Source organism: Mesorhizobium sp. P160927 (assembly GCF_057766385.1).
In genome coordinates, this window is the sequence record NZ_JBYMDW010000001.1 from 5,120,979 (window position 1) to 5,147,109 (window position 26,131).

Here is a 26,131-nt window from a genome sequence, read left to right on the forward strand (position 1 = left end):
AAAGCGTCATGATCATGCATCTCGAAGGATATTGAAATGAGCAACAAAAATCGCGGCGTCGCCGTCGTCACCGGTGCAGCGGGCGGTATCGGCCTTGCGACAGCCAAAGCCCTTCTGTCGGCCGGCTACTACCGCGTCTTCGGCACGAGCCGGAAAGCCGCAACCGGGTCACCGCCGGGGATCACGATGCTGAGCTGCGACGTGACCGACGCGGACTCCGTCGCAAGCATGGTGTCGGAGGTCATAAGCCAGGCCGGGCGCATCGACCTGCTTGTCAACAATGCCGGCAATGCCCTGATCGCGGGTGCGGAAGAATCGTCCATCGAACAGGCAAAGACCCTTTTCGACGTCAACGTCTTCGGTCTCATCCGCGTCACAAACGAGGTGCTGCCGATCATGCGACGTCAGGGCGGCGGCCGGATCATCAACATCAGCTCGGTTGTCGGCTTTGTCCCCAGCCCGTTCAGCGCGCTCTACACATCCACGAAACATGCCGTCGAGGGCTACTCCGAGTCGCTGGACCATGAGGTCCGCCCCTTCGGCATTCGCGTCCTGCTGGTCGAACCGGCCTTCACCCGTACGGCTCTCGATCACAATGCGATGAAGCCGGACAGGATGATGAGTGTCTATGACCAGGCGCGGGCAACGGCGACGGCGGTCTGGAACGGCGCGATCGAAAACGGCGATGCTCCCGAGGTCGTCGGACAGGCGGTCCTCACCGCGGCCACCGCGACATCGCCGAAGTTGCGCTATCCCGCCAGCAAGCAGGCGCGGCGCCTGTACCTGCTGCGACGGTTCGTTCCCGCGCATGCTTTCGACAAAAGCCTCCGAAAACAGATGAACCTGCCGTCGTGACAAAGGCGCGTAGCCGCTGTTCGGCGGGCCAGTTTTGAGACGCCAGACATCCGCTGCCGCGGCCGGACGATTTGAGGCACCACAACCCGATCCACGACGGTTCCGAGAGGGGGGTCGGCGGAGTGGCGCCAAACCGCCTTGGGCATCCCTGCCCGCGTTTCAGGTGGCGCTCGACACTTTCGCGATCGCCGCCAGCACCAGCAAAGCCAGACAGCCAACAAGCGCCATCAGGCCCAGCGACCAGGAAATGCCGATATGGGCCATGGCGAATGCCAGGGCGAACGGCGCGACCGCCGAGACGATCAGGCGGGCGGACATGGCGCGTCCCTGCAGCCGGCCGTAGCCTTCGCTGCCGAACAGCGTCAGCGGCAGTGCCCCGGTGACGATGCTGAACAGCCCGTTGCCCATTCCGAAGATGACTGCGAACGCCATTGCGCCGGCGACCGAAGGCGCGGTGCCAAGCAGAATGACCACGCCCGCCGTCATCAGCACGGCTGAGATGATGGCGAGCCGCAGCGGCGGCAGGTTGATCCCGAAGACCATATTGACGAAACGGCTGAGCACCTGTGACGGCCCGAACAGCGTCCCAACGATGGCGGCGGCGGTACCCAGACCGAGCCCGGACAGCAGCGGCACCATGTGGACCAGCACGGCGGCGCTGACCAGGTTCTGGAGCGAGAAAGCGACAACCATCAAGGCAAAGCCGAGCGGCCGCGCCGGGGCCGGCAGCGATCCCGCGACGTGCCGGGGCGGCTCGATCGCCGCGCGCCTGCTCCTGGCCAGCCCCTGCGATAGCCAGGCGTGCAGCGGCAGGCAGACCAGCAGGTTCAGCCCGGCGAAGACGAGGTAGACTTCTCGCCAAGGCAAATGCGCATGCATGGCCGATGTGATCGGCCAGAAGACGGTCGATGCGAAACCGGCGATGAGGGTGAGATAGCTTATGCTGAGCTGCGCGGCACGCGGCCGGATCTGGACCAGCAGCGCGAAGGCCGCGCCGTATTGGACAAGGTTCGATGCGGCCTGCAGCGCAACCAGCGCGGCGACGAAGGCTGGACCGTTGGGCGCATAGGCACAGGCGGCAAGCGAAGCGGCAGCAAGTGCCGAGCCGGCGGTCATGATCCGTCCCCCGCCAAAACGGTCGATCCAGCCGCCGAGCCAGGGTGCGGTCAGCCCGCCGGCCAGCAGCGCGGCCGACAGCGCGCCGAATATCCATTCGGTCGGCCAGCCCATATCCTTCGCCATGTCGCCGGCAAGGATGCTGAAACTGTAATAAAGCGTGCCGTAGCCGATAATCTGGGTGACCCCGAGCGCGGCGACAGCCGCTATCGGCGCACGCTCCGCGGTTTCGGCTTTTGCAAGGCTTCCGTCATTGCCCACCGCGGTCATGGCTCACCACCTCGCCGTCTTCCTTGGTGAACTGGCTCACCGGGTGGTCGAGCAGATCCAGCACAAGCTCGGACGGACGGCACAGCCGTGTCCCTCTCGGCGTTTCGACGATCGGCCGGTTGATCAGGATCGGATGTTCGAGCATGGCATCGAGCAGTTGGCCGTCCGACCATTTTGGGTCGGCCAGGCCCAGTTCGGCATAGGGGGTGCCCTTTTCACGCAGCAAGGCGCGCGCGGGAATTTCCAGCGTCGATATCAATTGCTCCAGCCGCGCACGTGGCGGCGGATGTTTCAGATATTCGACGATGGTCGGCTCCTCGCCGCTCGCCCTGATCATGGCAAGCGTGTTGCGCGAGGTCTCGCAGTCCGGATTGTGGTAGATGGTGGTCGTCATGGCCTGGCCTCGATGGGGAGCGGTTGAACGTGCGGCTGCAGCAGCCATGTCGTCAGCGCCAGGGCAATGCCCGCGCCGGCCAGTTCGGCGGCGATGAAGCCCGGCAGGCTTGCCGGACTGATTCCGGAAAAACTGTCCGTCAGTGACCGTGCGGCAGCGACCGCCGGGTTGGCGAACGATGTCGATGCGGTAAACCAGTAGGCGGCAGTGATATAGAGGCCGACCAGCCAGGGGATGGCCGAGCGCTCGAAGCGCAGGCCGGCGAGAATGACCGCCAGCAACCCGAAGGTCGCGATCCCTTCCGAAAGCCAGAGCGCGGGTCCCGTTCGGTCATGCGTCGACAAGGCCAGCGGCGCAAGCCCGAACATCAGGTGCGCGCCGACCGTGCCGGCGACGCCGCCGGAGAATTGGGCGAGCGCGTACCAGGCGCAGTCGCTTGCCGGCAGCCGGCGCGACAGCGCCATGGCCATCGAAACGGCCGGATTGAAATGGGCGCCCGAGACCGGCCCCAGTATCGTGATGAGAACCACGAGGATCGCGCCCGTCGGCAAGGTGTTGCAAAGCAGCGCCAGCGCACGATCGGGCGTCAGCGACCGCGCCATGATGCCGGAGCCGACCACCGTGGCCACCAGCAGGCTCGTGCCGAGAGCTTCCGCCGCGAGCCGGCGCGGCAAATCAAAGCCGGCCATGTCCCGGATGGAGGACGCGCCAGGCACACGGTGGTCGCAAGTCATCGGGCAGGCTCCCGCGGGTCGGCCGCACAGCAGCCCGGCAACACCGCCGGCGCGCAGATTTCCGGCCGGCCGGAGCAACAATCCTCCATCAGGAAGCGGATAAGACCGCTCAGCATGTGGTACTCGGCGCTGTAGACCATGGAGCGGGAATCGCGGCGCACGCTCACCAGCCCCGCGCGTTCAAGCTCCTTGAGGTGGAAGCTGACATTGGACGCCGAAACCTCGACCTTTTCGGCTATCGCACCGGCGGCAATGCCGTCGGGACCGGCAATCACCAGATGCCGCAGCACGCGCAGCCGCGTTTCCTGCGACAGCGCCGCGAAGGCCGACAGGGCTTGACGTTCATTCATATTTCAACAATCCTATGAATATCGAAGCAAGGATTATCGCACATGCTCGCCTCTGACAATCGGGAATTTGGCCCCGTGATCACAGCCGACCCGCAAGACATCACCATGGCCGGCTTGCTGGGCTTTCTGGCGGATCACAAGGACAGGCCGCTGGTGTTTTTCTACGAGGGCAGGCCGGTGCTGCCGGGCTACCATGTCACGGAGGTCAAGGCCGGCCGCTTCGACGCGCTCGACTGCGGCGGGAATCCGGAATCCTGGTCGGAGATCTTCGTGCAGCTATGGGACGTCAACGAGGACCGCACCCATATGCCGGCTGGAAAATTCGCGGCGATCATCCGGAAAGTGACCGAGCATGTCGGTCTCGGCGAGGCGGCCAAGCTGACCTTCGAGGTCAGCGACGGCGTGCGCCCGATGCAGCTCTACCGGGCCGCCCTGCCCCGGCTGACCGACGGCGCCGTGCATGTCGAGCTTGCGCCACGGCCAGCGAGTTGCAAGCCGCGCGACCGCTGGCTGGAGGAGGAAAAGAGTGCCAAGGCCTGCTGCGGGCCCTCCGCCGGGCCACGGCCATGCTGCGGCTAGCGAAGGGTCCTTTTGAGTATGCGAGCACCGGGGGGCGCAGGCGCGAGCCCTTTCCAGGTCGGCCGAATACCGCCGATCTTAGTCCTTGGCGCGAAAAGCGTCCGGCACCACGAACACCTCGTCGGCGCGGCCATAGCCGCCATCGGCGACTTCCTCCACCAGCACCATCGTGTAGGGCCGCACGCCCTCGCCGAAAAAGTCGACGAACATGGCTGTCGTGCGATGGATGAGGTCTTCCTTCTGCGCCTTGGAGAGCGCCGCCCGTGGCATCTTGATGTTGGCGAATGGCATGATCTTTTCCTTGTCTTCTCAATTGTTTGGGGTGGGTTTCAAAATGGGACGGGAGACAGGCCGCCACAGCAGCAGCGGCCAGCCTCCTTCAGATCACGCCGCCATTGGCGCGGATGATTTGCCCGTTGACCCAGGCACTGTCCGGCCCGGCTAGGAACGAGACCACGCCGGCAATGTCGTCGGGCTGGCCGAGCCTGCCGAGCGGGATCATTTTGGCCGTGGCCTCGATCTGCGCCGCGCTCTTGCCATCGGTGAACAGCGCCGTCTCGACTGGTCCGGGCGCCACCGCGTTGACGGTGATGCCGCGCGCGCCAAGCTCCTTGGCCAGGATGTGCGTCATCGCCTCGACCGCCGCCTTGGTGGCGGCATAGACGCCGTAACCCGGCTGATAGAGGCCGACCACGCTGCTCGAAAAATTGACGATGCGGCCACCATCGCGAAGGCGTTTTGCGCCTTCGCGCATGCCACGGAACACGCCGCCGAGATTGATCGCGACCTGGGTGTCGAAGAAGGCGTCATCGGCCTGCGCGATCGGCGAAAGCTTCATGATGCCGGCATTGTTGACCAGGATGTCGATGCCGCCGAACGCCTTCTCGCCCGCATCGAAAAGCTTGGCGATGCCGGCCGGATCCGCGATATCGGCCCGCACGGCGATCGCCTTGCCGCCATCGGCTTCGATGGCGCGCACCAGCGCCTCGGCCTCGGCCTGTCCCCGAGCATAATTGACAACGACGGCGATACCGTCACGGGCGAGGCGCCGCGCGATCGCCGCACCGATGCCTTTGGAGGCGCCGGTCACGATCGCCGCTTTGGTTTGGTCTGTGCTCGTTTGGCCTGAAGTCATGGAAGTCTCTCCTTCTTGTTGGTGAGGTTGATATAGGTGGGGCCAGCTTCCGGGATAATCAGCCCTGTCTTGACATCACTATTCGGAAACTGCGAACAAAGAGCATGGATCGTCTGGACACGATGCGGCTCTTCGTTCGCGTGCTGGAACGGCGCAGCTTCACCGCTGCCGCCGCCGATCTCGGCCTGCCGCGCTCGACCGCAACGGAAGCGATCCGGCGGCTGGAAGAACATCTCGGCGCAAGGCTGCTGGAGCGCACCACACGCCAGGTAAACGCCACGCAGGACGGCGAGGCCTATTACCGGCGCTGCCTGTCCATCCTGGCCGAGATCGAGGATGCAGAGGCCGCCTTCCACAATGCGGAACCCTTCGGCCTGCTGCGCATCGACGCCAGCACGCTGCTCACCCGCACCTTCCTGTTGCCGCGCCTGCCGGAATTCCTCGCCCGCTTTCCGCGCGTCGACCTGCAGATCGGCCAGAGCGACCGGCTGGTCGACTTGGTGCGCGAGGGTGTCGACTGCGTCATCCGCGTCGGCGAGCCGCCCGACAGCGGCATGATCATGCGCCGCCTTGGCATGATCCGCGAGATGACCTGCGCCAGCCCCGCCTATCTCTCTCGGCATGGCACGCCCGCCTCCCCCGACGCGCTCGACGGCCACCAGGCTGTCGGCTTCGTCTCCTCCCGCAGCGGCGAAGTGCTGCCCTTCGAATTCACCGTCGGCGGCAAGACGCGCGAGGTGAGGCTGCCCGGCCGCGTCGCCGCCAACAATTCCGACACCGCCGCCGACCTCGCCCGGCTTGGCCTCGGCCTCATCCAGGCACCGCGCTACCGCTTCGAGAAGGATTTGGCGGAGGGAACACTGGTCGAGGTGCTGGCCGAGTATCCGCCCTCGCCGACACCGCTGTCGGCGCTCTATCCGCAAAACCGGCAGCTTTCGCCGCGCCTGCGCGTCTTCCTCGACTGGGCGGCACGCATCTTCGCCGAGGCGAACTTGTAAGAGCAATTCCAGTATTTGGCGGTTTTCTGTCCGGTATTGCGTCAACACAAAGGAACAGGCACTCGCCGTTGCCCATCGGCGCCATCTGATGTCAATGTCGCCGCGACAGCGCGCCATGGGGAGATGGCGCGCCGCCAGGGAGGATTTTCATGACCAAGACGCAAGCCGGCTTGCCGCGCTATGACGATGCCGTTGCAAGCTTTCGTATCGAGGACGAGATCACCAGACTGCAGGGCGACCCCGCGACCGGCATCAACGCATATGTCGAATGCTGCGGCCGGCATACCGGGCGAAACCGCCTGGCGCTACGCGCCATCTCGGCCGACGGCGAACTCAGCGAATTCAGCTTCGAGGATCTCGCCGACATGTCGGGCCGGGTCGGCACTCTGCTGAAGGAGTTGGGCGTCGGCCCGGGCGATGTCGTGGCCGGAATGCTGCCGCGCATCCCCGGACTGCTGGCGCTTATCCTCGGCACCTGGCGCATCGGCGCGGTCTACCAGCCGCTGTTCACCGCCTTCGGCCCGAAGGCGATCGAACACCGGCTCGGCTACAGCGGCGCAAAGCTGGTGGCGACCAATCCGGCCAATCGCGGCAAGCTCGACGAGGTCGCGAACCCTCCGCGAATAGCCATCTCCTCGGGGCGGGCGACGCCCTGCCCCCGGGCGACATCGATTTCCGCGTCGCCCTTGCCGCCGCTTCACCCAACTGCGCCCCGGTGATGTGCAAGGGCGAAGACCTGTTCATGATGATGTCGACCTCGGGCACCACCGGCCTGCCCAAGGGCGTGCCGGTACCGCTCAACGCGCTGCTCGCCTTCGGCGCCTATATGCGCGACGCGATCGGCCTGCGCCCAACCGACATCTTCTGGAACATAGCCGATCCCGGCTGGGCCTATGGCCTCTACTACGCCATCACGGGCCCCCTGCTGCTCGGCATCGCCACGACCTTCAACGAGGGCGCCTTCACCGCCAAAAACACCTATGATGTCATCGAGCGGCTCGGCGTCACCAGTCTCGCCGGCTCCCCCACGGCCTTCCGTCTGCTGCTCGCCGAAGGTCCCGACGCCGCCGCGCGTGCAAAAGGCCGGCTGCGCGTGGTGAGCAGCGCCGGCGAGCCGCTCAACCCGGAAGTGATCCGCTGGTTCGACACCCACCTCGCCGCCCCCATCCACGACCATTACGGCCAGACCGAGAACGGCATGATGGTCAACAATCACCATGGCCTGGCGCACCCTGTTCGCGCCGGCTCGGCTGGCTTTGCCATGCCGGGCTACCGCATGGTGGTGCTGGACGAGGCCGGCAACGAGCTCGGCCCCAACCAGCCCGGCATCCTTGCCGTCGACATCGCCAACTCGCCGCTGCGCTGGTTCGACGGCTACCACCAGGCCGAAACGCCGGCCATATCGGGCGGCTACTACCGAACGGGCGACACGGTGGAATACGAGCCGGACGGCTCGGTCTCCTTCATCGGCCGCGCCGACGACGTCATCACCTCGTCCGGCTACCGCATCGGCCCCTTCGACGTCGAAAGCGCGCTGATCGAACATCCCGCCGTCAACGAGGCGGCGGTGGTCGGCGTGCCCGACCCCCAGCGCACCGAGATCGTCAAGGCCTTCGTCATCCTGGCGCCCGCCTACGAAGGCAGCCCGGAACTCGCCGAAGAACTGGCGCGACATGTCCGCAAACGCCTCTCGGCCCATGCCTATCCGCGCGAGATCGACTTCGTCGGGGAATTGCCGAAGACCCCGAGCGGCAAGATCCAACGGTTTTTGTTGCGCATGGCTGAGGTGGAGAAGAGGAAGGGTTGAAGGGCGGCGGGAAGATTGGAGTGGGTCCTGCGCCAATTGCTGAGACTTGCCGAGGAGGGGGTGGAAAAGCGACCTTTAAGAAAGGCATGACCTGCGCTGACGCGCATAAATTTCCGCGGCAATCAATTTTTTAATTTGCCACGGGTTGCGATCGCGAATGCCATGTTATTCCAACTTGCTGATGGTGTTGGACGCATGCTGCGCAGCTGATCCCCAATGGCCTGCCGCTCGGGAGAGTACGCTGACAACTTTGGAGAGAGGTCTCTTGCCAGGGTGCGCGCCACCACCGCGCAAAGCCGTAAAAAGCGAAGGCCTTCAGACGCCCGTCTGCCGTTCAACTGCGATCGTCGATACGGATCATCCCTATTGATGAAGGTGATAGAGCTTGCCGACGATCTTCCACTCTCCGGAGATCTTGAGCAGGGAAAGATAATCGGTGAACTTCATGCTCCCGAACTCGTTCTCGATCTTGACGATGGCTGCGTCGTTGGTGACGTCGATTAAGCTGATCGTCCAGCTTGGGCCGTGATTCGGCGGCAGGCCCGCACCCAGTACCTCGCCCACATAGGCATCCACGGATAGCCATTCGACCGCGTTTTGATAATTGCCGATCACCGATGCAGAGGGATGGAAGATAGATCGCAGCCCTTCCTCGTCAGCAACTGACATGGCTAGGGTATAACGTTCAACGGCAGCGCTTATCAGCCCTTCATCGGTCTGTGACATCAAGGCAGCTCCAATCCTTACCCAACGGCATACTGCAATTAAAATCCTTACCCAACGGCATACTGCAATTAAAAGCCATAAGCCACCTCATGGCGTCGCTTCGCGTCCCCATCGCCTCGCACCTGTCGAAGTTATAACCGCCGCCAGGCGTAAGCGGGCGTGGTTCAAATGAGGAGTTTGGATTGGCTGAGCATTGATGAGTTTCAATGAGATGCGTCCCGAAAATCAAGTGTGAACCTGGCTTCGTTTGCGCCATCATCGATGCCCCGCATGGCAGACTTTGGAGCCGGAAGCTGCCGAACTTCTTTTGGTGCAAAAGTTGCCATGTCCGCGCGCTCCCTGTGGCTCCATATTGCTAGTGGCTGGCTGGACAGGCGCATTAAAGGCAAAGCTGGGTGCGGGCGATAGGCGCCACCGGTAAGGGCACGTCATGACGGAGCATCGAATCTATTCCACAAGCTTTGCTAGCGTCTATCCGCACTATGTCGCCAAGGCGCAAAGGAAAGGACGCACCAGAGCCGAGGTCGATGAGATCATCCGCTGGCTGACGGGCTACACCGAGAAGGAACTCGACGCCGAACTGGAGAAGAAAACCAGCTTCGAGGATTTCTTCGGTCAGGCCCCTCGACTGAATCCTTTGCGGAATTTGATTACAGGGGTGGTCTGCGGCGTCCGCGTGGAAGATATTGAGGATCCACTGATGAAGGAAATTCGCTACCTCGACAAGCTGATCGACGAGCTTGCGAAGGGGAAAGCGATGGAGAAGATACTCCGAAAATGAGGCGAGAGGCTCGAGCGCGGGATATCATCGACCGAGCGCATGGGCGCAAGCGCTAATCACGTCTCCTCACACCGCGATCTGCAGCGTCCCGTGGCGCCTCACCTCAGCCTCTATCTCCCGCACCAGCGTCTCCAGCGCGGGATTGCGGACGTTGCGGGCGCGGCGAATGACGTAGGCGAGGTCCGGAGGCTTGGGGAACGACTTGTCGACGATCTCCATGCCGGGCCGCAGGTGGCGCTGGCTGAGCAGCGCGACGCCGAGGCCGGAGGTCACGCCGGCGATAATGCCGGCGGCGCTCGAACATTCGAACACGATCTCGAACACCGTTCCCTCGTCCTGGCCGAGATCGAGGCCCCAACGGCGATAGAAACAGTTCTCGTCGAAGGACAGGAAGGGCACCGGGTCGCCTTTCGCCAGGGTCAGTTCGGGCGACTTCACCCAATGCAGGGTCTCGCGGAACAGCAGGACATCGGTGGGGCGGACGTCGTGCTGGAACACCTGGATGATGGCGGCGTCGAGCGCGCCCTCGCCCAACAGCTTCTGCAGGGCAAGGCTCATGCGCACTTGCGTGCGGACGCTCACCTCGGGGTACAGCCGGCGAAACCGGCCAAGGATGCGCGAAAGGTCCGTGCAGGTCGTGTCCTCGGTCATCCCCAATGCGATCTTGCCTTGCAGCGTGCTTTTCGACAGGCTCAGGATCGCCTCGTCGTGGATGCCCAGGATACGCCTGGCATAGCCCAGCAGATCCTGCCCTGAACTGGTGAACATCGGCGCATTCGCCTTGCGGCTGAGGATTTCGCAGTCGAGGCTCGCTTCAAGCCGCCTGATCTTGTGGCTGACGGCCGATTGCGACAGGCCCAGCATCTCGGCCGCCCGGGTAACGCCGCCATGTTTCTCGATCGCCACCAACGCGCGCAAGGCATCGACATCCAGGCGGCGGCTCATCACTCCAGCCATGACAATCCTCGTTTGAAACGCAAGCTGTGCTCCAAGGTCTCGGCGGAGAACGGGCTTTGCGGTCAATCAGATATGCCGCATCTCGCTCCAATTTCATGGTTACATCGAAATTTGTCATGTGCAAAGGCGCTTGCGCGTCGCCATAAATCCCGCATCCGAGATCGGCCCTGATCCGCTGGCAAACCCGCTTCGACGAAGAGACCGCATGACGCTCCCGAAACCTCGGTCCCGTCGCCTGGCCTGGCCGCTTCTGGCGGCAGCGCTGGTCGTAAGCTGGAGTTCGGGCTTTGTCGGCATCCGTTACGCCAGCGAGAGCGCCGACGTCATGCTGGTGCTGTTCTGGCGAACCTTGATGTCAGGGCTGGTCCTTCTGCCCTTCGCGCTCTTGGTCGGGCCGCGCATCAGCGTCCGGGCGCTGATCCAGCAGATGGCGTTCGGCGTGGCGATGATGTTCCTCTATCTCGGCGGCTTTGCGCTTGCCATCGGCCAGCGCGTTCCGACCGGCCTTGTCGCGCTGATCTCGGACCTCGTTCCCCTCGCCATCGCGGCGCTGTCGCAGCCCGTTCTCGGCCACCGGCTGACATCGAGGCAATGGACCGGAACGGCGCTCGGCGTGTTTGGCGTGCTGATCGTCTCGCTGAACAGCCTCAGTCTCGGCACCGCGCCGGCCTGGGCGTACATGGTGACGATCGCTTCCATGATGGTCTTCGCGCTGGCGACCGTGCTGCAGAAGCGGATGGGGACGATCAACATGCCCATCCACCAGAGCCTGTGCATCCAATGCCTGACGGCGGCGCTGCTTTTTGCCGCTTGCGCCGAATGGAAGAGCGGGCTGATGCCGCCCCTTGATGGCCGGTTCGAGTTCGGTATCGCCTGGCTGGTGCTGTTTTCGACCTTCTTCTGCTACGGCGTCTATTATGCGAGCCTGCGCCTCCATAGCGCCGCGCAGGTCAGCAGCGTGATCTATCTCAGCCCGCCGGTGACGATGCTCTGGGCCTGGCTGCTCTTCGGCGAGCCGCTTTCGGCGGCGATGGTGCTCGGCCTCGCGGTGACGCTGTTCGGCGTCTGGCTGACATCCTCGCGCGGCACCGCATCGAAGGGCGAGGCAGGTCTGCGCCCGCCGGGCAGCCGGCCGATTGCTCGCCGATCCACGCAAACCCCAGCCAATTATCCACCTCAAGGGAGTGAACCATGAAGCTGACTGATTTCAAGGCCCTGACCTTCGACTGCTACGGCACGCTGATCGACTGGGAATCCGGCATGATCGACGCCCTGAAGCCGCTGACCGGGCGGGTTGGCAGCGGCCTTAGCCGCGACGAGATCCTGCAGGCGCATGCCAGGCACGAGTCCAGCCAGCAGAACTGGACGCCGCAAAAACGCTACAGCGACCTTCTGGCTGTCGTCTACAAGCGGCTCGCCGAGGAATGGAGCGTCGTGACCACGCCGGAGGAATGCATCGCCTATGGCCAAAGCGTCAAGGACTGGCCGGCCTTTGCCGATACCGCCGCCGCCCTGCAATACCTCAAGCAGCACTACAAGCTCGTCATCCTCTCCAACGTCGACAATACGAGCTTCTCCTTCAGCAACAGGAAACTCGGCGTCGATTTCGATGCGATCTACACGGCGGAGGACATCGGCTCCTACAAGCCGTCGCCTCGGAATTTCGACTATATGCTGGAAAAACTGGCGACGCTCGGGATTGGCGACAGGCAAGTCCTTCACACTGCCGAAAGCCTGTTCCATGACCATGCCGTGACCAACCGCCTGGGCCTTAAATCGTGCTGGATCCACCGCCGGCACGCCGATCAGGGTTTCGGCGCCGCGATGCATCCCGGCGAGATGCCGAAGGTGGACTTCCGCTTCGACAGCATGGCCGACCTCGCCAAGGCGCATCGAGAGGAATTGCACGGCTGATGGAAGACCATCCCTCGAGCTGAAATCAGAACTCGCCTGAGCGCCATCAACTCTTTTTACGGGTGGTGCCGCGCTTTTCGGCGGAAGTGCCGGAACCCCACAAGGCGCGGCCGAGCAAGCCCCTGCGTTTGCGCGGGGCGAGGTCGATATCGCTGACCAGCTTGGCGCCGCCCTTGCGCCGCTCGAGCGTGATCTTGCGGCTGTGGAAGGCCTCCAGCTCGGCGCGGTGCGCCACGCTCAAGATGGTCACATTAGGCAATTCGTGGATGATGGTCTCCATCATCCTGTCCTGGCTCTTCTCGTCGAGTGCCGCCGTCGCCTCGTCCAACACGATGATATCGGGCGCGTGCAGGAGCAGCCGCGCAAAGGCAAGCCGCTGCTTCTCGCCGCCCGACAGGGTCTGGTCCCACGGCGCGTCTTCGTCGATCCGGTCGCCGAGATGACCGAGCCCCACCTTGTCGAGGGCAGCCCTGATCTGCGGGATCGCCCAATCCTCGGCGGCGCCTGGATAGGCAGCGGCCCGGCGCAGCGTGCCCGAGGGGATGTAGGGGCGCTGCGGCAGCATGAACATGCGCTTGCCCGGGTGGAAATCGACGCTGCCGCCGCCCCACGGCCACAGGCCCGCTATCGCCCGCACCAGCGTACTCTTGCCCGAACCGGATTCGCCGGCCACCAGCAGCCGCTCGCCCGGCTGGATCACCACTTCGGTTTCCTTGACCACGGCGGTGCCGTCATCGAGCGACACCGACAGATTGTTGAGGCTGAGCATCGTGTCGTCCTTGGTCTCGCCGCGATTGATGCGTCCGAGCGCGTCGCTCTCTTCCGCGCGCTCAAGCCCGTCCAGCGACATCATCAGCGAGGCGATGCGCCGTGCCGAGGCGTTCCAGTCGGCCAGGCGCGGGTAGTTGTCGACCAGCCATCCGAACGCGCCCTGCACGATGGCAAAGGCGGATGCCGCCTGCATGACCTGCCCAAGCGACATCGAGCCGTCGAGGAATTTTGGCGCGCATAAAAGCACCGGCACCACGGGCGCGAACAGGCTTGATCCCTGCGATACCAGCGCCGTGCGCATGTGCTGGCCCGCAAGCATCGCCCACTTCCCCAGCACGCCGGCGAAGGTCCTGTCGATGCCGCTGCGCTCCTCCTCCTCGCCGCCGAGCAGGGCGATGCTCTCGCCGTTTTCGCGCACGCGCGTCAGCGTGTAGCGAAATTCCGCTTCCGCCTGGTTCTTCTGCTCGGAGAGTTCGACGAAATGCCGGCCGATGACCACCATCGAGGTGGAGGTGATGCCGGCATAGATGACCGCAGTGATGACGAGGAAGCCTGGAATGGTCACTGTCGAACCGGCGATCGGCAGTGTGAGCGCGCCGCCGATGGTCCACAAGACGACGATGAAGGTCGAGGCCGCCAGGAAGGCGTTGAGAACGCCGGAGACGAAATCGACAGGTGATTCGGTAGCGATCCGCAAATCGTCGGCGATGCGGGCTTCCGGGTTCTGGTGATCGCCGCTGACGAGATTGAGCTGGTAGTAGCGGCCGTTGGTGAGCCAGCGGCCGATGACGGATGTGGTGAGCCAGGAGCGCCAGCGGCGCTGGATCGTCATGCGCAGATAGACCTGCGCAACGACGAGGCTGGCGCTTCCAAGCACCAGCGGCACGAACACGGCGCTCAGGAAATAGACGGACGGCGCATTGCGCTGTTCGATGGCGTCGAAGATCGAGCGGTTCCAGACATTGATGCCGTACTGGAAGCCGACATTGACGCAGATCAGGATCAGGAGCGCGATCGTGCACGGCCAGGCGAGCTTGTCGCCGCGCCGGCTCCAATAGCCGCGCGCGCTGATCCAGAAGCGCTTCAGCAGGTATTTCTTGCGCGCCTGTTCGGCCTGTTCGGGGCTCAGCTGCGGATCGGGTTCCACCGCCGCAGGCGGCGGCGCCGCCTCGCCGACGACCTCGGATGCGGCCTCGACATCGGGTACCTTCTCCCGGCGGGGCTTCCTGGCACCGTTTGGCTTGGCGCCGCCGGCCGGCCTCTGTTTGGGTTTGATGTCTGCCACAACGGCCATAACGGCCTGGGTATCGGAAGGTTTCATGCCTGGGTATCGGAAGGTTTTATTATCAGGGCTTGCGACCGTGCCAAGGCTGTCCTTGTGCCCCGATATCCGCGACGCCTCGCCATGACTCACCGCCGCACAATCGCCACCAAGCCACGCGAAGAGCTTGTAAAACGGAGGTTTTCACGATGCGTCTGGTCTGGACTTTGGTGTTCGCGCTGGCGAGCGGTGCGGTGTATGCGGCTTCGCCGGAGGACGACTACATCGCCGCGCGCGACAAGGCGATCGCGGCCATCGCCGCGATGGAAAGCGCGAACGCTCCCGTGGAAACGCTCGATGCGGCCAATGAGAAGGCCCGCGCCGATCTCGAACAGCGCCTTTCGACGCTTCTTGGACCTTTCACGGTCAAGGGTTTTCCGGCGGCCGGCAGGATCAATATCGAAAGCCTCAGTTCCTCCGATGTCGGCTTCGGCATGCTGGACGGGCTGCGTCACGGCACCGAGGATGGTCCCAGCATCGTGGCGTCGACACGCGGGCTGGTCGAGCGCTGGCTGCAATCGCGCGCGGCCGAGACGGACGCCGATCTCAAATTGCCCACCAGCTTCGACGCGGCGCTGAAGCTCGATGCGTTCTACACCCAGGCCATCGGCAGCGACGCCGCTTTCACCGGCACGCTCGACTTCACGCTGAAGACGCCCGATGGCACCGACATGGCGATCGCCCGCCTCGGCGGCTGGGCACAGGATGTCGGACCCAACTACGACCAGGAAATCGTCGTCACGCTGGTCAAGGGCAACAGTGTCATGATCGCCGAGGCGCCCGCGACACCGCCCGTCCCAAGGATCGCGGCCTGCGACGCGGTCTGGACCGCAGCCGACGCCGCCGCGCAGAAACTGGTCAAGCAGGCAACCGACGACAGCGACGAAAGTACATCCGATGCCGCCGACGCCGCCTGGGCAAAAGGCGACAGCGACTTCCGCGCCTGCATGGGGGCACAATTGGCTAAAGACGCCGCCTACCCGGCGCTGCTTGCCCAGGCGCAAGCGCTGGCGGACAAGATGGCGGGGAAGTAAGAAATCAAGATGGAACGTCGGCGCCGCCCCTCACCTGCCTGCCGGCATCCTCTCCCCGCATAGTGACGGGGAGAGGGGCGCGCTTCGCCACTTTCGCCAATCGCCAATGTTGCCTAGAAGGCGTCGGCCATGCGGCCAGCCCCTTCTCCCCGTTACTATACGTCGAGAAGTGCCCGGCAGGGCGATGAGGGGCGGCGCCGAGGTCCGTGATTGGCCCCCTCTTGTCGCCTTCGCACCCGCCACCATATCGTCATCACGCTGGCCTTGCTTAACACAGTTGCCAGCGCCATTAAAAATTGTTGAAAGGATAATCCCCGCACGCACCCCGGCGCGGCGGGCGGATGAACAGTGGGAACTTGAGATGACGACGGATACGAAAGCAACGGAAACCAAGGCATTCGAGGCGGATGTTTCGCGGCTGCTGCACATGATGGTGCATTCGGTCTATTCCGATAAGGACGTCTTCCTGCGCGAACTGATTTCCAACGCCGCCGACGCCTGTGAGAAGCTGCGCTTCGAGGCCGTCAGCCGCCCCGAATTGCTGGGCGATGACCCCAAGCCGCGCATTTCGATCTCGGCCGATCCCGACAACAAGCAGATCACCGTCGAGGACAACGGCATCGGCATGAGCCGCGACGACATGACGGAGGCGCTGGGCACGATCGCGCGCTCGGGCACGCGCGCTTTCATCGAGCGCGTCGGCGCTGGCAATTCGAGCGAGGACACGCAGCTCATCGGCCAGTTCGGCGTCGGCTTCTACTCCGCCTTCATGGTCGCGACCCACGTCGACGTCATCAGCCGCCTGGCGGGAAGCGAAGAAGCCTGGCGCTGGTCGTCCGACGGCAAGGGTTCCTACGAGATCGCGCCCGCCCCGCTCGAAGCAGCACCCAAACGCGGTACCCGCGTCGTGCTGCATCTGATGGACGACGCCGCGTCCTACACCGGATCCTATCGGCTTGAGCAACTGGCCAAGTCGCGGTCGGGCCATGTGCCGGTGCCAATCACGCTCATCGAGAAGCCCGGTGCCGAGGCGCGCGACATTGCCGATGGCACGGCTCTTTGGGTTAGGCCGAAAAGCGAGATCAAGCCCGAGGAATACACCGATTTTTACCGCGGCGTCTCCGGTCAGTATGACGAGCCGGCCGCCACCATCCATTTCCGAGCCGAAGGCCGGCAGGAATATAGCGTGCTGGCCTTCGTGCCCGGCTCGCGTCCGTTCGATCTGTTCGACCAGGACCGCAAGGGCCGCATGAAGCTCTATGTGCGCCGCGTCTTCATCACCGACGATGCCGATTTGTTGCCGCGCTACCTGCGCTTCATGCGCGGGCTGGTCGATTCCGCCGACCTGCCGCTCAACGTCTCGCGCGAGATGATCCAGGAAAGCCCGCTGCTTGCCGCGATCCGCAAGGGCCTGGCCAACCGCGTACTTGGCGATCTCGCCAAGCTGGCGGAGAACGAGACCGAGTCCTATGCGAAAATCTGGGAAAACTTCGGCGTCGTCCTCAAGGAAGGGCTCTACGAGGACCATGAGCGGCGCGATCAGCTCTTGAAGCTCGCCCGCTTCCGCTCAACCGCCTCCGGCGAAGGCTGGCGCGGCCTTGCCGACTACGTCTCGGCGATGAAGGAAGGCCAGAAGGCGATCTTCTTCATGGCCGGCGACGACCGTGCACGGCTCGAAGCCTCGCCGCAGCTCGAAGGTTTCAAGGCACGCGGCATCGAGGTCTTGCTGCTCACCGACCCGGTGGACAGTTTCTGGACGTCGATGGCGCCCGAATTCGACGGCAAGCCGTTCAAGTCGGTGACGCAGGGCGTGGCCGAACTTTCCGAGATCCCGCTGCTCGACGAGGCGAACAAGCCGGATGCGGCGGCGACGCCCGAGGTCGATGGCTTCCTGGCCTTCGTCAAGGCGGCGCTTGGCGATGCCGTGTCGGATGTGAAGCCTTCCGACCGCCTGACCGAAAGCGCGGTCTGCCTGGTGGCGCCCGAACACGGTCCCGACCGCCAGTTCGAGCGGCTGCTCAACGCCGCCGGCCGCCTCGACAAGACGGCCAAACCTATCCTCGAGATCAACCCCCGCCACGAGCGCGTCCTGGCGCTCGCCAGTCTCGGCGACGATGAACAGGCCTTCAAGGACGATGCCGCCCATCTCCTCTATGATGAAGCGCGCGTCCTCGACGGGGACAAGCCGGCCGACGCCAGGGCGTTTTCCGAGCGCCTGGCCCGGCTGATCGCGCGCGGTATTTCGAAAGGCTGAGTCTACGCCGGCCAGCCGTCCTCGACGTGTGGTCGAGCGGGGTTGCGTGGCGATCCCGTCCGCCGACAAATTCGGCATCTCTCGCAGCCGGCGAGGCGCTGAACTCCGCTGGCTCAATCGCCGACTGTGGACATCGCGCCTCCGATCCCTCAATCTTGGCCCGGGAACAAAACAGACGCTTCAAAGAAGGCGTGGACGTCCGGGTGCTCATGAAACGACGATGGACATTGTATGATCCACGGCTGGCCTGGATGCTCGTCGCGCCGGTGCTCTTGCTGCTGATCTTTTTCCTGGTGCTGCCGATCGCGGTGATGGCCGGTTATACCTTCTTCACCTTTGTCACCGCCGGCGTGGAAACGAGCGCGTTGACGACCGCGAACTGGCACGAATTCTTCAACGACAGCTACTATCACGGCTTCCTTCTGAAGACCTTGAGGGTCGGAGCCATGACGGCGCTTCTGTGCGGCGTCCTCGGCTACTTCCCCGCCTATTTCATCTGGGCGACGACCTTCAAGCACAAATGGCTGCTGCTGCTTTTGCTGATCGTGCCGTTCTGGATCAGCTTCACCATCCGCACCTTCTCATGGATCAATATCCTGGGCGAACAAGGCGTCATCAACGTCGCGCTGCTCAAGATGGGCATCATCCATGAGCCGCTGCAGATGCTCTACAATGAAGGCGCGGTCATCCTCGGCATGCTGCACTTCCTGCTGCCCTACATGATCCTCAACGTCTATGTTAGCCTGGAGAGCATTGATCGCACGTTGATTTCGGCGGCCCGCTCGATGGGCTGCACAAGCGCGCAGGCGTTCCGCGAGGTCACGCTGCCGCTGTCGCTGCCCGGCCTGGCGGCGGGCCTGCTGCTCTGTTTCGTGCTGGCCGCCGGCAGCTATGTCACGCCGCAGCTTCTCGGTTCGGGTCGTGACGCGCTGTTTGGCAACCTGATCTACGACACCATCATGGGCGAGCTGAACTGGCCTATGGGCGCCACGCTTTCGATCGTGCTGTTCATCGTGCTCGGCTTCTTCGCCGCCGTCTACACACGCTACATGGGCATGTCGCAGATCGTCAAAGGGCTTGGTGGATGACGGGGTTTGGAGGATGAGAGGAACACGGCGCAGGCAGGAAGGCAGATGGGCCTGGCGGCTGACCGGCTTCGTCACGGTCTGCGTCTACATCTTCATGTTCGCGCCAATCGTGGCGACAGTGGTCCTGTCGTTCAACGCCTCGATGTTCGGCGGCTTCCCGATGACCGGCTTCAGCCTGCAATGGTACGGCAAGCTGATGGCCAACGAGGCGGTGCTGGCTGCCTTTCGAACATCCTTGTGGATCGCATTGGTCACCGCGATCGTCACCACCGCCATCGGCGTCACCACGGCGTTTGCCCTGGTCCGCTTCGAATTTCGCGGCAAGCAGGCGCTGAGCACGCTGGTGATCCTGCCGGCATTGGTGCCTGAAACCATCCTCGGCGTCGGCCTGCTGGTGCTGATCAAGGCCGTCGACCAGCCTAGGACCATGCTGCTCCTGGTGCTCGGCCACATCCTGCTTGCCGTGCCCTATGTGGTGCTGATCGCCCAGGCGCGGATGATCGGGATCCGGCGCGTCTATGAGGAGGCCGCATTGTCGCTGGGCGCCTCGCGCTTCTCGTCCTTCCGCGAGATCACGCTGCCGCTGCTCATCCCGGCCGTGGTCGGCGGTGCCCTGCTCGCCTTCACCATCTCGTTCGACAACACCTCGGCCAGCCTGTTCTGGCGGCCGGCCGGCGTCGAGACCATGCCGACCCAGATCCTTTCCATGCTCAAGATTTCGATCAGTCCGGAGATCAACGCGCTCGGCACCGTGATGATCCTGGTGACCGTCGGCATCCCGCTGATCGGCGGCCTGGTCCTGCAAAGCCTGACAAAACTGAGAAGACGTGGCGAACCAAAGGAGGAACTACAATGAAACTCACCACCACCAAGCGGCTGGAACGGCTGCACGATCGATACGCCAATGGCGACCTGAGCCGCCGCGCGTTCCTGACGCTGACCGCCGCCGCGGCAGCATCGGCGGGCCTTTCCATGCCCTGGATGGGCCGGGCGCTCGCCGCGGTGCAGGAGGTTCGCTTCGACGGTTGGGGCGGCACGGTGCAGGACGCGATCGACAAGTTCGCCTTCCAGCCCTACACGACCAAGACCAAGATCAAGGTGGTCCAGGGCACGTTCGGCGACGAGGACGAGATCATCACCAAGATCAAGACCGCCAAGCCCGGCGACTATCAGGTCATCCATTCCTCCGGCGTCAACTACTACATCAAATATGTGAACGCCGGCCTGACCTCGGAAATCAACGAGGCCAACATTCCCAACATGGCGAACGTGCTGCAGCCGATGATCGAGCCGTTCCGCAAGCTGACGCCGAAGCTATCGGCCGTGCCCTACGATTACGGCACGACGGGCATCGCCTACAACACCAAGGTGATCTCGCCGGAGGAAGCCAAGGAAAAGGGCGCCGGGCTCCTGCTCGACAAGAAATATGCCGGCAAGGTCGGCGGCTATTCCGACATGACGACGCGCGTCTGGTACGCGGCGCTCGCCACCGGGCAGGACCCCAACAACCTGAAGGACATGGACGCCATCTGGGCCAAGGTGCGCGAAACGCGTGACCTCGCCAAGAAGTTCTGGAGTTCCGGCGCGGAGCTGATGGACCTGCTTTCCAAGGGTGAGATCGTGGTGACCGATGCCTGGTCGGGCCGCGTCGCGGCGCTGCAGGACCAGGGCCATCCGATCGGCTATCTCGACCCGGCTGGCTCCTATGCCTGGATGGAGGACATGCTGATCCTCAAGGGCTCGCCCATGGCCGAGTGCGAGGAACTCATCAACTTCATGCTCGACCCGGCGACCTCGATCGCGGTGGCCGAGGGCCAGAGCTATCCGCCGTCGCTCGATCCGAACAAGGTCAAGCTGACCGAGAAAATCGAGAAGCTGCCGGCGTTCGACAAGACGGGCACGATGAAGTCGCTGACCTTTGCCGATCCAACCTACTGGGCGACCAACGAGGACGCCTGGACCAAGCAGTGGAACAGGATCTCGAAGGGTGCCTGACAGCCAGGACACGACACTCCATCCCCGGCCTGTCCAGGCCGGGGCAGCCGGCGCGAGCGCGTCCGCCGGGGCGAACAGCCCGGCGGTCGAGTTCCGCGACATCGACATCGCCTACGGCAAGTTCGTCGCGGTGCGCGATTTCTCGCTTTCGATCCGCAAGGGCAGCTTCGTCACCCTGCTCGGGCCCTCGGGTTGCGGCAAGACCACGATCCTGCGCTCCATCGCCGGCCTGGTCGACATTTCGGGCGGCCAGATCATGATCGATGGGCGGCGCGTCGACGACGTGCCGATCTACAAGCGCAACATCGGCCTGGTCTTCCAGAGCTACGCGCTGTTCCCGCACAAGAACGTGTTCGACAACGTCGCCTTCGGCCTGAAGTACCGCAACGTGCCGAAGCCCGAGATCGTGCGCAAGGTCGGCAAGGCGCTCGATATGGTGCGGCTGCCGGGCAGCGAGAAGAAGCTGCCGTCGCAACTGTCGGGCGGGCAGCAGCAGCGCATCGCGCTTGCCCGCGCCATCGTCTTCGAGCCGCAGGTGCTGCTGCTAGATGAGCCGTTGTCGGCGCTGGACGCCAACATGCGCGAGGAGATGCGCGTCGAGATCAAGAAGATCCAGAAGGAAACCGGCATCACCGCCATCTTCGTCACGCACGACCAGGAAGAAGCCCTTTCCATGTCGGATCGCATCGTGGTGATGAACGCGGGCGCGGTGGAGCAGATCGGCACTCCGGAGGAGGTCTATGAGACGCCGGCGACAGCCTTCGTCGCCGACTTCCTCGGCAAGGCCAACATGCTTGCAGGAGCCGTGAGCAGGTCCGGCCAAGGAACTGCAATGGTGGTGCTTGGCACCGGCCAGACGGTCAGCGTGGCCTGTCCAAGGCCGCTTGCCGACGGCAGCAGGGTCACCGTCGTGGCGCGGCCGCAGAAATTTTCGGTCGGTGCTGGAACGAGCGCCAACCGGCTGTCCGGCCGCGTGATCTCGGCCTCCTATCTGGGCGGCAGCGCAATCTACGAGATTGACATCGGCGGCAAGACCCTCCGCGCCAATACACCGATCAGTGGCCGTGTGCTTGGCGAAGGCGAGACGATCGAACTGGGTTTCGCCCCGGACGACTGCGTCCTGCTGGACGCGGCCGGCAAGCGGATTTCCTGAAGGTCGCGGCCGCCTGGTGCGGTTCAGCCACCATTTGACGCACCCGTGCCGTCTCGCGCGCCAGCCCAGATCCCAGCCGCCTGAAGGCGTGGGGTCTGCGGATCCCCATCGGGGGCTCTAGATGCTTGTTGTGCGCAATTCCGGCAGCGCCCGGTCTGGCTTCAACTCGCACCAGTCAGTGATCGACTTTGCGGATGTCGCGCTCGGCCGTGGGTGCAAGGCTCTCGGCGCCGGGCACTGAAGCCGGCGCGCCTTGAAGAACCCAGTCCGCCGCGATCTGCCCGATCACCGGCGCCAGCTGGATGCCATAGCCGCCGGCGCCGGCGGCGGTGACCAATGCCGGTTCCGACGCATCGATCGGTCCGACAAGCGGTCGATGATCGGCCGTGACAGGATAAAGGCCGGCCCAGCCACGGCCAAGCCGCGCGCCCGGCAGATCGGGCACCCGTTCCAGCAGCAGTTCGGCCAACTGGACCTTCGATTGCTCCTCGCACTGATCGTTGTAATTGTCCGGATCCTCGGGAGCGACGGACGTCACCTTGTGGATCTCGGCAATCAGCTCGCCTGGCTTGTCGTGGCGGAAGTTAAGGCCGCTGCCCTCGCCGTCCACGAGGTCCATGACCATCGGCATCGTATAGTCGAGCGGCCTGTCCAGATGGATGACGACCGCCTCATGGCGCTCAGGCCATATGTGCAGGCGCTGGCCGAAGAGTTCGGCGACCCCCGGCGCCCAGGCGCCGCCTGCGTTGACCACGGCATCGCATTCGAGCGGATCGCCATTGGTCTCCAGCCTGTAGCCGCCCGGCCGCCTTCCCACCCCAAGCACCTTGCGGTACTGGCGGATGTCGCCGCCCTTTTCACGGACGATCCGCGCCACGAAATTGCACATGTCATATGGATCGAGAAAGCCGTTGTCGGGTCCGAACAAACCCCCTTCCAGCCCGTCGGGACTGAGATGGGGAACAAGGTCCCTGAGTTCGTTCGCATGGATCAGGCGCGACTTCAGGCCGGCCCCGCCCTGAATCTCGACTGATTTCGCGAACAGCTCCATCTGCGCGGGCGTGCGCGCGAGCCGAAGATAGCCGATGTGGTTGAATTGAAGCCCCTGCCCCTCCCACTGGCGAAACCGGCGGAACGAATGAACGCGAAGCATGATCTCGAACGGATCGGTAAATTGCGACCCGACAACCCCGACCGACCTGCCGCTCGAGCCCGAAGCGATCGACTGCGCTTCCAGCACCGTCACGCGCGCGCCCTGTTCGAGGAGGTTGAGCGCCGTGCATAGGCCGAGCGTGCCCGCACCGATCACCGCGACATGAGGGGAAGCTGTCATATAGGGTCACCTGCTTTCAGGCATGATCCGAGAAGTGGGAACCGGTTTTCTCGGACTAACGGTTTCCGTTTGTCCAGAGATCATGCTTCGACAAAGGGATAGGGAGGTGAATCGACGGCACGTCATCCTGATCCTCGATGCGCGGCGATCTCGCCCAGGGTCTCGTCGATCGCATGCAGAATGCTGCGCGCGTCCGCTTGTGTCATTGGCGTCGAGAGCGCGAACAGGCCGTAGCTGGCGGACAGGACCCCGCGGCCGAGCAAGCCCTTGTGGAACGTATCGAACCTCCTGTGCTCGGCCTGCCCCGGATACACGGATCTATAGTCCGTAACCGGATGCGAGGTGAAATGAACCTTGAACAGCGAACCGAGGCCCACGCATTGGCCGGCAAGGCCATGCCTGTCGAACGAGGCGGAGATCCCTTCGCGCAGGAATGCGCCCAGCGTATCGAGATGGGCAAAGCTCTCCTTCGTCAGCGCCCGCATCGAGGCGAGCCCGGCCCGCATGGTCACCGGATTGGCGGTGAACGTGCCGCCATGGGGAAGAGCGGGCTTGCCCCTGGTCGGATCGAACACCGCCATTACATCGGCGCGCCCGCCAACCGCGCCCACAGGGAAGCCGCCGCCGATGATCTTTCCGAGCGCGGTCAGGTCGGGCTGGATGCCCCACAACCCCTGCGCGCCCGACCAGCCAAGGCGAAACGAGATGACTTCGTCGAAGATGACCAGGGTCCCGGCCGCGCGGGCGATCTCGACCATTGCGCGCAGATAGTCCTGGCGTGCAGGGATGAGGCCGGCACGATTGGGCATCGGATCGATCAGCACGCCTGCTATGCTGTCGCTCTGAGCGGCGAAGACGGCGAGTAGCGCCTCGATATCGTTGAAGGGCACGGCAATCACATCGTCCAGCACCCCGCGCGGCGTTCCCTTTGCGTAAGGCGTCGATCTTGGCATGTCGCCCCAATTGGCCGGGGAACTGTCCAGGCTCACCTCGGCGAAATCATAAGACCCGTGGTAGGCGCCTTCGATCTTGACGATCTTCGGCCGCCCGGTGAAGGCGCGCGCGGCCTTGATGGCCATCATCACCGCCTCCGTGCCGGAGTTGGTGAAGCGGATCCGGTCGACCGAGGGCAGCCGGTGGACGAGAAGCTCGGCAAGCTCGATCTCGCTGAGCGTCGGGGCGCCGAAGGCCGTGCCGAACGGCAGTTGCTCGACCACGGCGGCAGCGACATCGGGATGCGTGTAGCCATGGATCATCGCGGTGAAATTGTTGATGCAGTCATAGTAGACGTTGCCGTCGACATCCCAGACCCTGCACCCCTCGCCTCGCGCGGCATAAATCGGAAACGGATCGAGAAAGACAGTGGTGCGCGTATTGCCGCCCGGCATCACTTTCTTGGCGCGCTCGAAGAGGCTCTTTGATCCAGGCATGGCGTCGGGATAATGCGGCATGGCTCTCGCTGGCGAATTTGACCGTCAAGGCAGCGGCGGCACCACCGCTCGTCGCAATGCTATGGCCAGCTTCCGCACCGACGCAATCGGCCAGGCGGGGTATGCGACACGACCAAGGCCGTCGCCTACCATTATCCACCCGCCGCCACTGCCCGGTTCGGATGCCTGAGGTGGGTTGGCGTGATGCCGGTCTGCTGGCGGAACACACGGCTGAAATGGCCGGCATTGGTGAAGCCGCAGCGGTAGGCGATATCGCCGATCTGCAAGTCGCTGCCTTCCAGCAGCGACTTCGCATGATGCACCCTGAGCGTCAGATATGCCGCCATCGGACCGATGCCCAGTTCCAACCCGAAGAGCCGTTCGAGCTGGCGCCGCGAGCAGTTCAGGCGGCTTGCGATCTCGGCCACCGACAGCGTCTCCTGCAGGTTGCTCTCCATCAACAGCAAGGCCCGCTTCACCGCCCGGCTCGACGCCGCCGGAAACAGGTCGCCGACGGGCTGCACGTCGCGGCTGCTCCTGATCCTGTCGAGCACCAGGATCTTGGCGGCCTTCTCCGCCGCCTTCTGGCCGATGAACTGGGACACGAAATGGCCCGCGAGGTCGGCGGCACCCGTGCCGCCCGCGCATGTCGCGCGGCCCCGGTCGACGGTAAAAAGGCTGTCGGCATGGGCGTTGACCTCCGGGAACCGGCTGCGGAAATCCTTGATGTGGAACCAGCTGACGGCGGCGCTGTAGCCATCGAGCAACCCATAGCGCGCCAGCACGAAGCTTCCCGTGCAGAGCGCCGTCAGCGGCACGCCCTTGCCCGCGGCACGCAAAAGGAACGCCTCCTTCTCGGAACTCAGGCTGCGGTTGGTGTCGAGCAGCCCGCCGACCACGACCACGTTGTCGAAATCCTCGGGGTTTCCGATCCCCCCGGTCGGCAGCAATTCGACGCCGCAACTTGCCCGGATCGGCAGGCCGCGTTCGCCGACGATCTCCCAGTCGAACTCTATCCTGCGGCTGCGGTCGCCCTCATCGCCCGCCAGCCGCAGCGTGTCGATGAACAGCGACAGCGGCGACAGCGTGAAGTCGCGAACGAGGAGAAACGCAAAACGCCTGGCCATTATTGTTCA

24 protein-coding genes and 1 pseudogene are annotated in these 26,131 nt (G+C 64.0%); 13 read left to right on the top strand and 12 right to left on the bottom strand.

Annotated elements, in window-relative coordinates; translation table 11 throughout:
• Positions 1-36 precede the first annotated feature (36 nt).
• A complete protein-coding gene (locus AC3CB8_RS24980) occupies positions 37-855 on the top strand; it encodes an oxidoreductase (protein WP_352563594.1) in 819 nt (272 codons plus the stop codon).
• Positions 856-1,014: 159 nt separating this feature from the next.
• Here AC3CB8_RS24980 and arsK read toward each other — a convergent pair whose 3' ends face one another.
• Genes arsK through AC3CB8_RS25000 form a run of 4 tightly spaced genes read right to left on the bottom strand, consistent with a single transcriptional unit; the run spans position 1,015 to position 3,719 of the window.
• On the bottom strand, positions 1,015-2,241 hold the full coding sequence (arsK, locus tag AC3CB8_RS24985) for an arsenite efflux MFS transporter ArsK (RefSeq protein WP_352563593.1): 1,227 nt from the start codon (positions 2,239-2,241) through the stop codon (positions 1,015-1,017).
• Positions 2,222-2,635, bottom strand: coding sequence for an arsenate reductase (glutaredoxin) (gene arsC, locus AC3CB8_RS24990; RefSeq protein WP_352563592.1), 414 nt, complete (start codon positions 2,633-2,635; stop codon positions 2,222-2,224). The genes arsK and arsC overlap by 20 nt, the downstream gene beginning before the upstream one ends.
• Positions 2,632-3,324 carry an aquaporin gene (locus AC3CB8_RS24995; protein WP_352563658.1) on the bottom strand — a complete coding sequence of 231 codons (693 nt, stop codon included), beginning with the start codon at positions 3,322-3,324 and terminating at the stop codon, positions 2,632-2,634. The genes arsC and AC3CB8_RS24995 overlap by 4 nt, the downstream gene beginning before the upstream one ends.
• Positions 3,325-3,365: 41 nt before the next feature.
• Positions 3,366-3,719, bottom strand: a complete 354-nt coding sequence (locus tag AC3CB8_RS25000; protein ID WP_023795619.1) for an ArsR/SmtB family transcription factor — start codon at positions 3,717-3,719, stop codon at positions 3,366-3,368.
• A gap of 42 nt (positions 3,720-3,761) precedes the next feature.
• On the opposite strand from AC3CB8_RS25000, the gene AC3CB8_RS25005 reads away from it, so the two are divergent.
• On the top strand, positions 3,762-4,298 hold the full coding sequence (locus tag AC3CB8_RS25005) for a DUF6428 family protein (RefSeq protein WP_435053018.1): 537 nt from the start codon (positions 3,762-3,764) through the stop codon (positions 4,296-4,298).
• Positions 4,299-4,376: 78 nt separating this feature from the next.
• On the opposite strand, the gene AC3CB8_RS25010 is transcribed toward AC3CB8_RS25005, so the two are convergent.
• Together AC3CB8_RS25010 and AC3CB8_RS25015 are read right to left on the bottom strand one after the other, a co-directional pair.
• Positions 4,377-4,589, bottom strand: a complete 213-nt coding sequence (locus AC3CB8_RS25010) for a tautomerase family protein (protein WP_023774813.1) — start codon at positions 4,587-4,589, stop codon at positions 4,377-4,379.
• A gap of 88 nt (positions 4,590-4,677) precedes the next feature.
• A complete protein-coding gene (locus AC3CB8_RS25015; protein ID WP_352552044.1) occupies positions 4,678-5,433 on the bottom strand; it encodes an SDR family oxidoreductase in 756 nt (251 codons plus the stop codon).
• A 104-nt stretch (positions 5,434-5,537) separates the two neighbouring features.
• On the opposite strand from AC3CB8_RS25015, the gene AC3CB8_RS25020 reads away from it, so the two are divergent.
• Together AC3CB8_RS25020 and AC3CB8_RS25025 are read left to right on the top strand one after the other, a co-directional pair.
• A complete protein-coding gene (locus AC3CB8_RS25020) occupies positions 5,538-6,431 on the top strand; it encodes a LysR family transcriptional regulator (protein WP_023774811.1) in 894 nt (297 codons plus the stop codon).
• Positions 6,432-6,580: 149 nt separating this feature from the next.
• Positions 6,581-8,238 (top strand): annotated as a pseudogene (locus AC3CB8_RS25025) (acyl-CoA synthetase).
• A 363-nt stretch (positions 8,239-8,601) separates the two neighbouring features.
• Here the strand turns inward: AC3CB8_RS25025 and AC3CB8_RS25030 are convergent.
• On the bottom strand, positions 8,602-8,964 hold the full coding sequence (locus AC3CB8_RS25030; RefSeq protein ID WP_023774809.1) for a nuclear transport factor 2 family protein: 363 nt from the start codon (positions 8,962-8,964) through the stop codon (positions 8,602-8,604).
• Positions 8,965-9,394: 430 nt separating this feature from the next.
• Between AC3CB8_RS25030 and AC3CB8_RS25035 the strand changes: the two genes are divergently transcribed.
• Entirely contained in the window at positions 9,395-9,745 is a 351-nt protein-coding gene (locus AC3CB8_RS25035; RefSeq protein ID WP_023784400.1) for a DUF2200 domain-containing protein, read from the top strand.
• A gap of 66 nt (positions 9,746-9,811) precedes the next feature.
• Here the strand turns inward: AC3CB8_RS25035 and AC3CB8_RS25040 are convergent, their stop codons facing one another.
• Positions 9,812-10,702, bottom strand: coding sequence for a LysR family transcriptional regulator (locus tag AC3CB8_RS25040; protein WP_031241435.1), 891 nt, complete (start codon positions 10,700-10,702; stop codon positions 9,812-9,814).
• Positions 10,703-10,907: 205 nt separating this feature from the next.
• On the opposite strand from AC3CB8_RS25040, the gene AC3CB8_RS25045 reads away from it, so the two are divergent.
• The gene (locus AC3CB8_RS25045; RefSeq protein ID WP_352563591.1) at positions 10,908-11,897 is read left to right on the top strand and encodes a DMT family transporter; all 990 of its coding nucleotides are present in this window, start codon (positions 10,908-10,910) and stop codon (positions 11,895-11,897) included.
• The gene (locus tag AC3CB8_RS25050; protein WP_023784398.1) at positions 11,894-12,616 is read left to right on the top strand and encodes a haloacid dehalogenase type II; all 723 of its coding nucleotides are present in this window, start codon (positions 11,894-11,896) and stop codon (positions 12,614-12,616) included. Before AC3CB8_RS25045 ends, AC3CB8_RS25050 begins: the two co-directional genes overlap by 4 nt.
• 46 nt (positions 12,617-12,662) lie before the next feature.
• On the opposite strand, the gene AC3CB8_RS25055 is transcribed toward AC3CB8_RS25050, so the two are convergent.
• Complete coding sequence (locus tag AC3CB8_RS25055; protein WP_352552071.1) at positions 12,663-14,672, bottom strand: ABC transporter ATP-binding protein/permease; 2,010 nt, start codon at positions 14,670-14,672, stop codon at positions 12,663-12,665.
• Between the two features lie 185 nt (positions 14,673-14,857).
• Between AC3CB8_RS25055 and AC3CB8_RS25060 the strand changes: the two genes are divergently transcribed.
• From AC3CB8_RS25060 to AC3CB8_RS25085, 6 genes are all read left to right on the top strand, one after another.
• Entirely contained in the window at positions 14,858-15,742 is an 885-nt protein-coding gene (locus AC3CB8_RS25060) for a hypothetical protein (protein WP_352563590.1), read from the top strand.
• 361 nt (positions 15,743-16,103) lie between these two features.
• Complete coding sequence (gene htpG / locus AC3CB8_RS25065; RefSeq protein ID WP_352563589.1) at positions 16,104-17,996, top strand: molecular chaperone HtpG; 1,893 nt, start codon at positions 16,104-16,106, stop codon at positions 17,994-17,996.
• Positions 17,997-18,205: 209 nt separating this feature from the next.
• Entirely contained in the window at positions 18,206-19,084 is an 879-nt protein-coding gene (locus AC3CB8_RS25070) for an ABC transporter permease (RefSeq protein WP_352563588.1), read from the top strand.
• Positions 19,085-19,097: 13 nt separating this feature from the next.
• A complete protein-coding gene (locus AC3CB8_RS25075) occupies positions 19,098-19,940 on the top strand; it encodes an ABC transporter permease (RefSeq protein ID WP_023775092.1) in 843 nt (280 codons plus the stop codon).
• Complete coding sequence (locus AC3CB8_RS25080; protein WP_023784393.1) at positions 19,937-21,079, top strand: ABC transporter substrate-binding protein; 1,143 nt, start codon at positions 19,937-19,939, stop codon at positions 21,077-21,079. Before AC3CB8_RS25075 ends, AC3CB8_RS25080 begins: the two co-directional genes overlap by 4 nt.
• Positions 21,072-22,232 (top strand): ABC transporter ATP-binding protein, encoded by a 1,161-nt coding sequence (locus AC3CB8_RS25085; protein WP_023784392.1) that lies wholly within the window; start codon positions 21,072-21,074, stop codon positions 22,230-22,232. Before AC3CB8_RS25080 ends, AC3CB8_RS25085 begins: the two co-directional genes overlap by 8 nt.
• Positions 22,233-22,407: 175 nt before the next feature.
• On the opposite strand, the gene AC3CB8_RS25090 is transcribed toward AC3CB8_RS25085, so the two are convergent.
• The 3 genes from AC3CB8_RS25090 to AC3CB8_RS25100 all read right to left on the bottom strand — a co-directional run bounded on the left by AC3CB8_RS25090 (position 22,408) and on the right by AC3CB8_RS25100 (position 26,122).
• Complete coding sequence (locus AC3CB8_RS25090) at positions 22,408-23,565, bottom strand: NAD(P)/FAD-dependent oxidoreductase (protein ID WP_352563587.1); 1,158 nt, start codon at positions 23,563-23,565, stop codon at positions 22,408-22,410.
• Between the two features lie 122 nt (positions 23,566-23,687).
• A complete protein-coding gene (locus AC3CB8_RS25095) occupies positions 23,688-25,016 on the bottom strand; it encodes an aspartate aminotransferase family protein (protein WP_352563586.1) in 1,329 nt (442 codons plus the stop codon).
• Between the two features lie 131 nt (positions 25,017-25,147).
• Positions 25,148-26,122, bottom strand: coding sequence for a GlxA family transcriptional regulator (locus tag AC3CB8_RS25100; RefSeq protein ID WP_224583908.1), 975 nt, complete (start codon positions 26,120-26,122; stop codon positions 25,148-25,150).
• Positions 26,123-26,131: the final 9 nt, after the last annotated feature.

Excerpts from the sequence above, each read along its gene's own strand:
- AC3CB8_RS24980 (WP_352563594.1), top strand. The coding sequence starts at position 37 with ATGAGCAACAAAAATCGCGGCGTCGCCGTCGTCACCGGTGCAGCGGGC.
- arsK (WP_352563593.1), bottom strand. The coding sequence starts at position 2,241 with ATGACCGCGGTGGGCAATGACGGAAGCCTTGCAAAAGCCGAAACCGCG.
- arsC (WP_352563592.1), bottom strand. The coding sequence starts at position 2,635 with ATGACGACCACCATCTACCACAATCCGGACTGCGAGACCTCGCGCAAC.
- AC3CB8_RS24995 (WP_352563658.1), bottom strand. The coding sequence starts at position 3,324 with ATGGCCGGCTTTGATTTGCCGCGCCGGCTCGCGGCGGAAGCTCTCGGC.
- AC3CB8_RS25000 (WP_023795619.1), bottom strand. The coding sequence starts at position 3,719 with ATGAATGAACGTCAAGCCCTGTCGGCCTTCGCGGCGCTGTCGCAGGAA.
- AC3CB8_RS25005 (WP_435053018.1), top strand. The coding sequence starts at position 3,762 with ATGCTCGCCTCTGACAATCGGGAATTTGGCCCCGTGATCACAGCCGAC.
- AC3CB8_RS25010 (WP_023774813.1), bottom strand. The coding sequence starts at position 4,589 with ATGCCATTCGCCAACATCAAGATGCCACGGGCGGCGCTCTCCAAGGCG.
- AC3CB8_RS25015 (WP_352552044.1), bottom strand. The coding sequence starts at position 5,433 with ATGACTTCAGGCCAAACGAGCACAGACCAAACCAAAGCGGCGATCGTG.
- AC3CB8_RS25020 (WP_023774811.1), top strand. The coding sequence starts at position 5,538 with ATGGATCGTCTGGACACGATGCGGCTCTTCGTTCGCGTGCTGGAACGG.
- AC3CB8_RS25030 (WP_023774809.1), bottom strand. The coding sequence starts at position 8,964 with ATGTCACAGACCGATGAAGGGCTGATAAGCGCTGCCGTTGAACGTTAT.
- AC3CB8_RS25035 (WP_023784400.1), top strand. The coding sequence starts at position 9,395 with ATGACGGAGCATCGAATCTATTCCACAAGCTTTGCTAGCGTCTATCCG.
- AC3CB8_RS25040 (WP_031241435.1), bottom strand. The coding sequence starts at position 10,702 with ATGGCTGGAGTGATGAGCCGCCGCCTGGATGTCGATGCCTTGCGCGCG.
- AC3CB8_RS25045 (WP_352563591.1), top strand. The coding sequence starts at position 10,908 with ATGACGCTCCCGAAACCTCGGTCCCGTCGCCTGGCCTGGCCGCTTCTG.
- AC3CB8_RS25050 (WP_023784398.1), top strand. The coding sequence starts at position 11,894 with ATGAAGCTGACTGATTTCAAGGCCCTGACCTTCGACTGCTACGGCACG.
- AC3CB8_RS25060 (WP_352563590.1), top strand. The coding sequence starts at position 14,858 with ATGCGTCTGGTCTGGACTTTGGTGTTCGCGCTGGCGAGCGGTGCGGTG.
- htpG (WP_352563589.1), top strand. The coding sequence starts at position 16,104 with ATGACGACGGATACGAAAGCAACGGAAACCAAGGCATTCGAGGCGGAT.
- AC3CB8_RS25070 (WP_352563588.1), top strand. The coding sequence starts at position 18,206 with ATGAAACGACGATGGACATTGTATGATCCACGGCTGGCCTGGATGCTC.
- AC3CB8_RS25075 (WP_023775092.1), top strand. The coding sequence starts at position 19,098 with ATGAGAGGAACACGGCGCAGGCAGGAAGGCAGATGGGCCTGGCGGCTG.
- AC3CB8_RS25080 (WP_023784393.1), top strand. The coding sequence starts at position 19,937 with ATGAAACTCACCACCACCAAGCGGCTGGAACGGCTGCACGATCGATAC.
- AC3CB8_RS25090 (WP_352563587.1), bottom strand. The coding sequence starts at position 23,565 with ATGACAGCTTCCCCTCATGTCGCGGTGATCGGTGCGGGCACGCTCGGC.
- AC3CB8_RS25095 (WP_352563586.1), bottom strand. The coding sequence starts at position 25,016 with ATGCCGCATTATCCCGACGCCATGCCTGGATCAAAGAGCCTCTTCGAG.
- AC3CB8_RS25100 (WP_224583908.1), bottom strand. The coding sequence starts at position 26,122 with ATGGCCAGGCGTTTTGCGTTTCTCCTCGTTCGCGACTTCACGCTGTCG.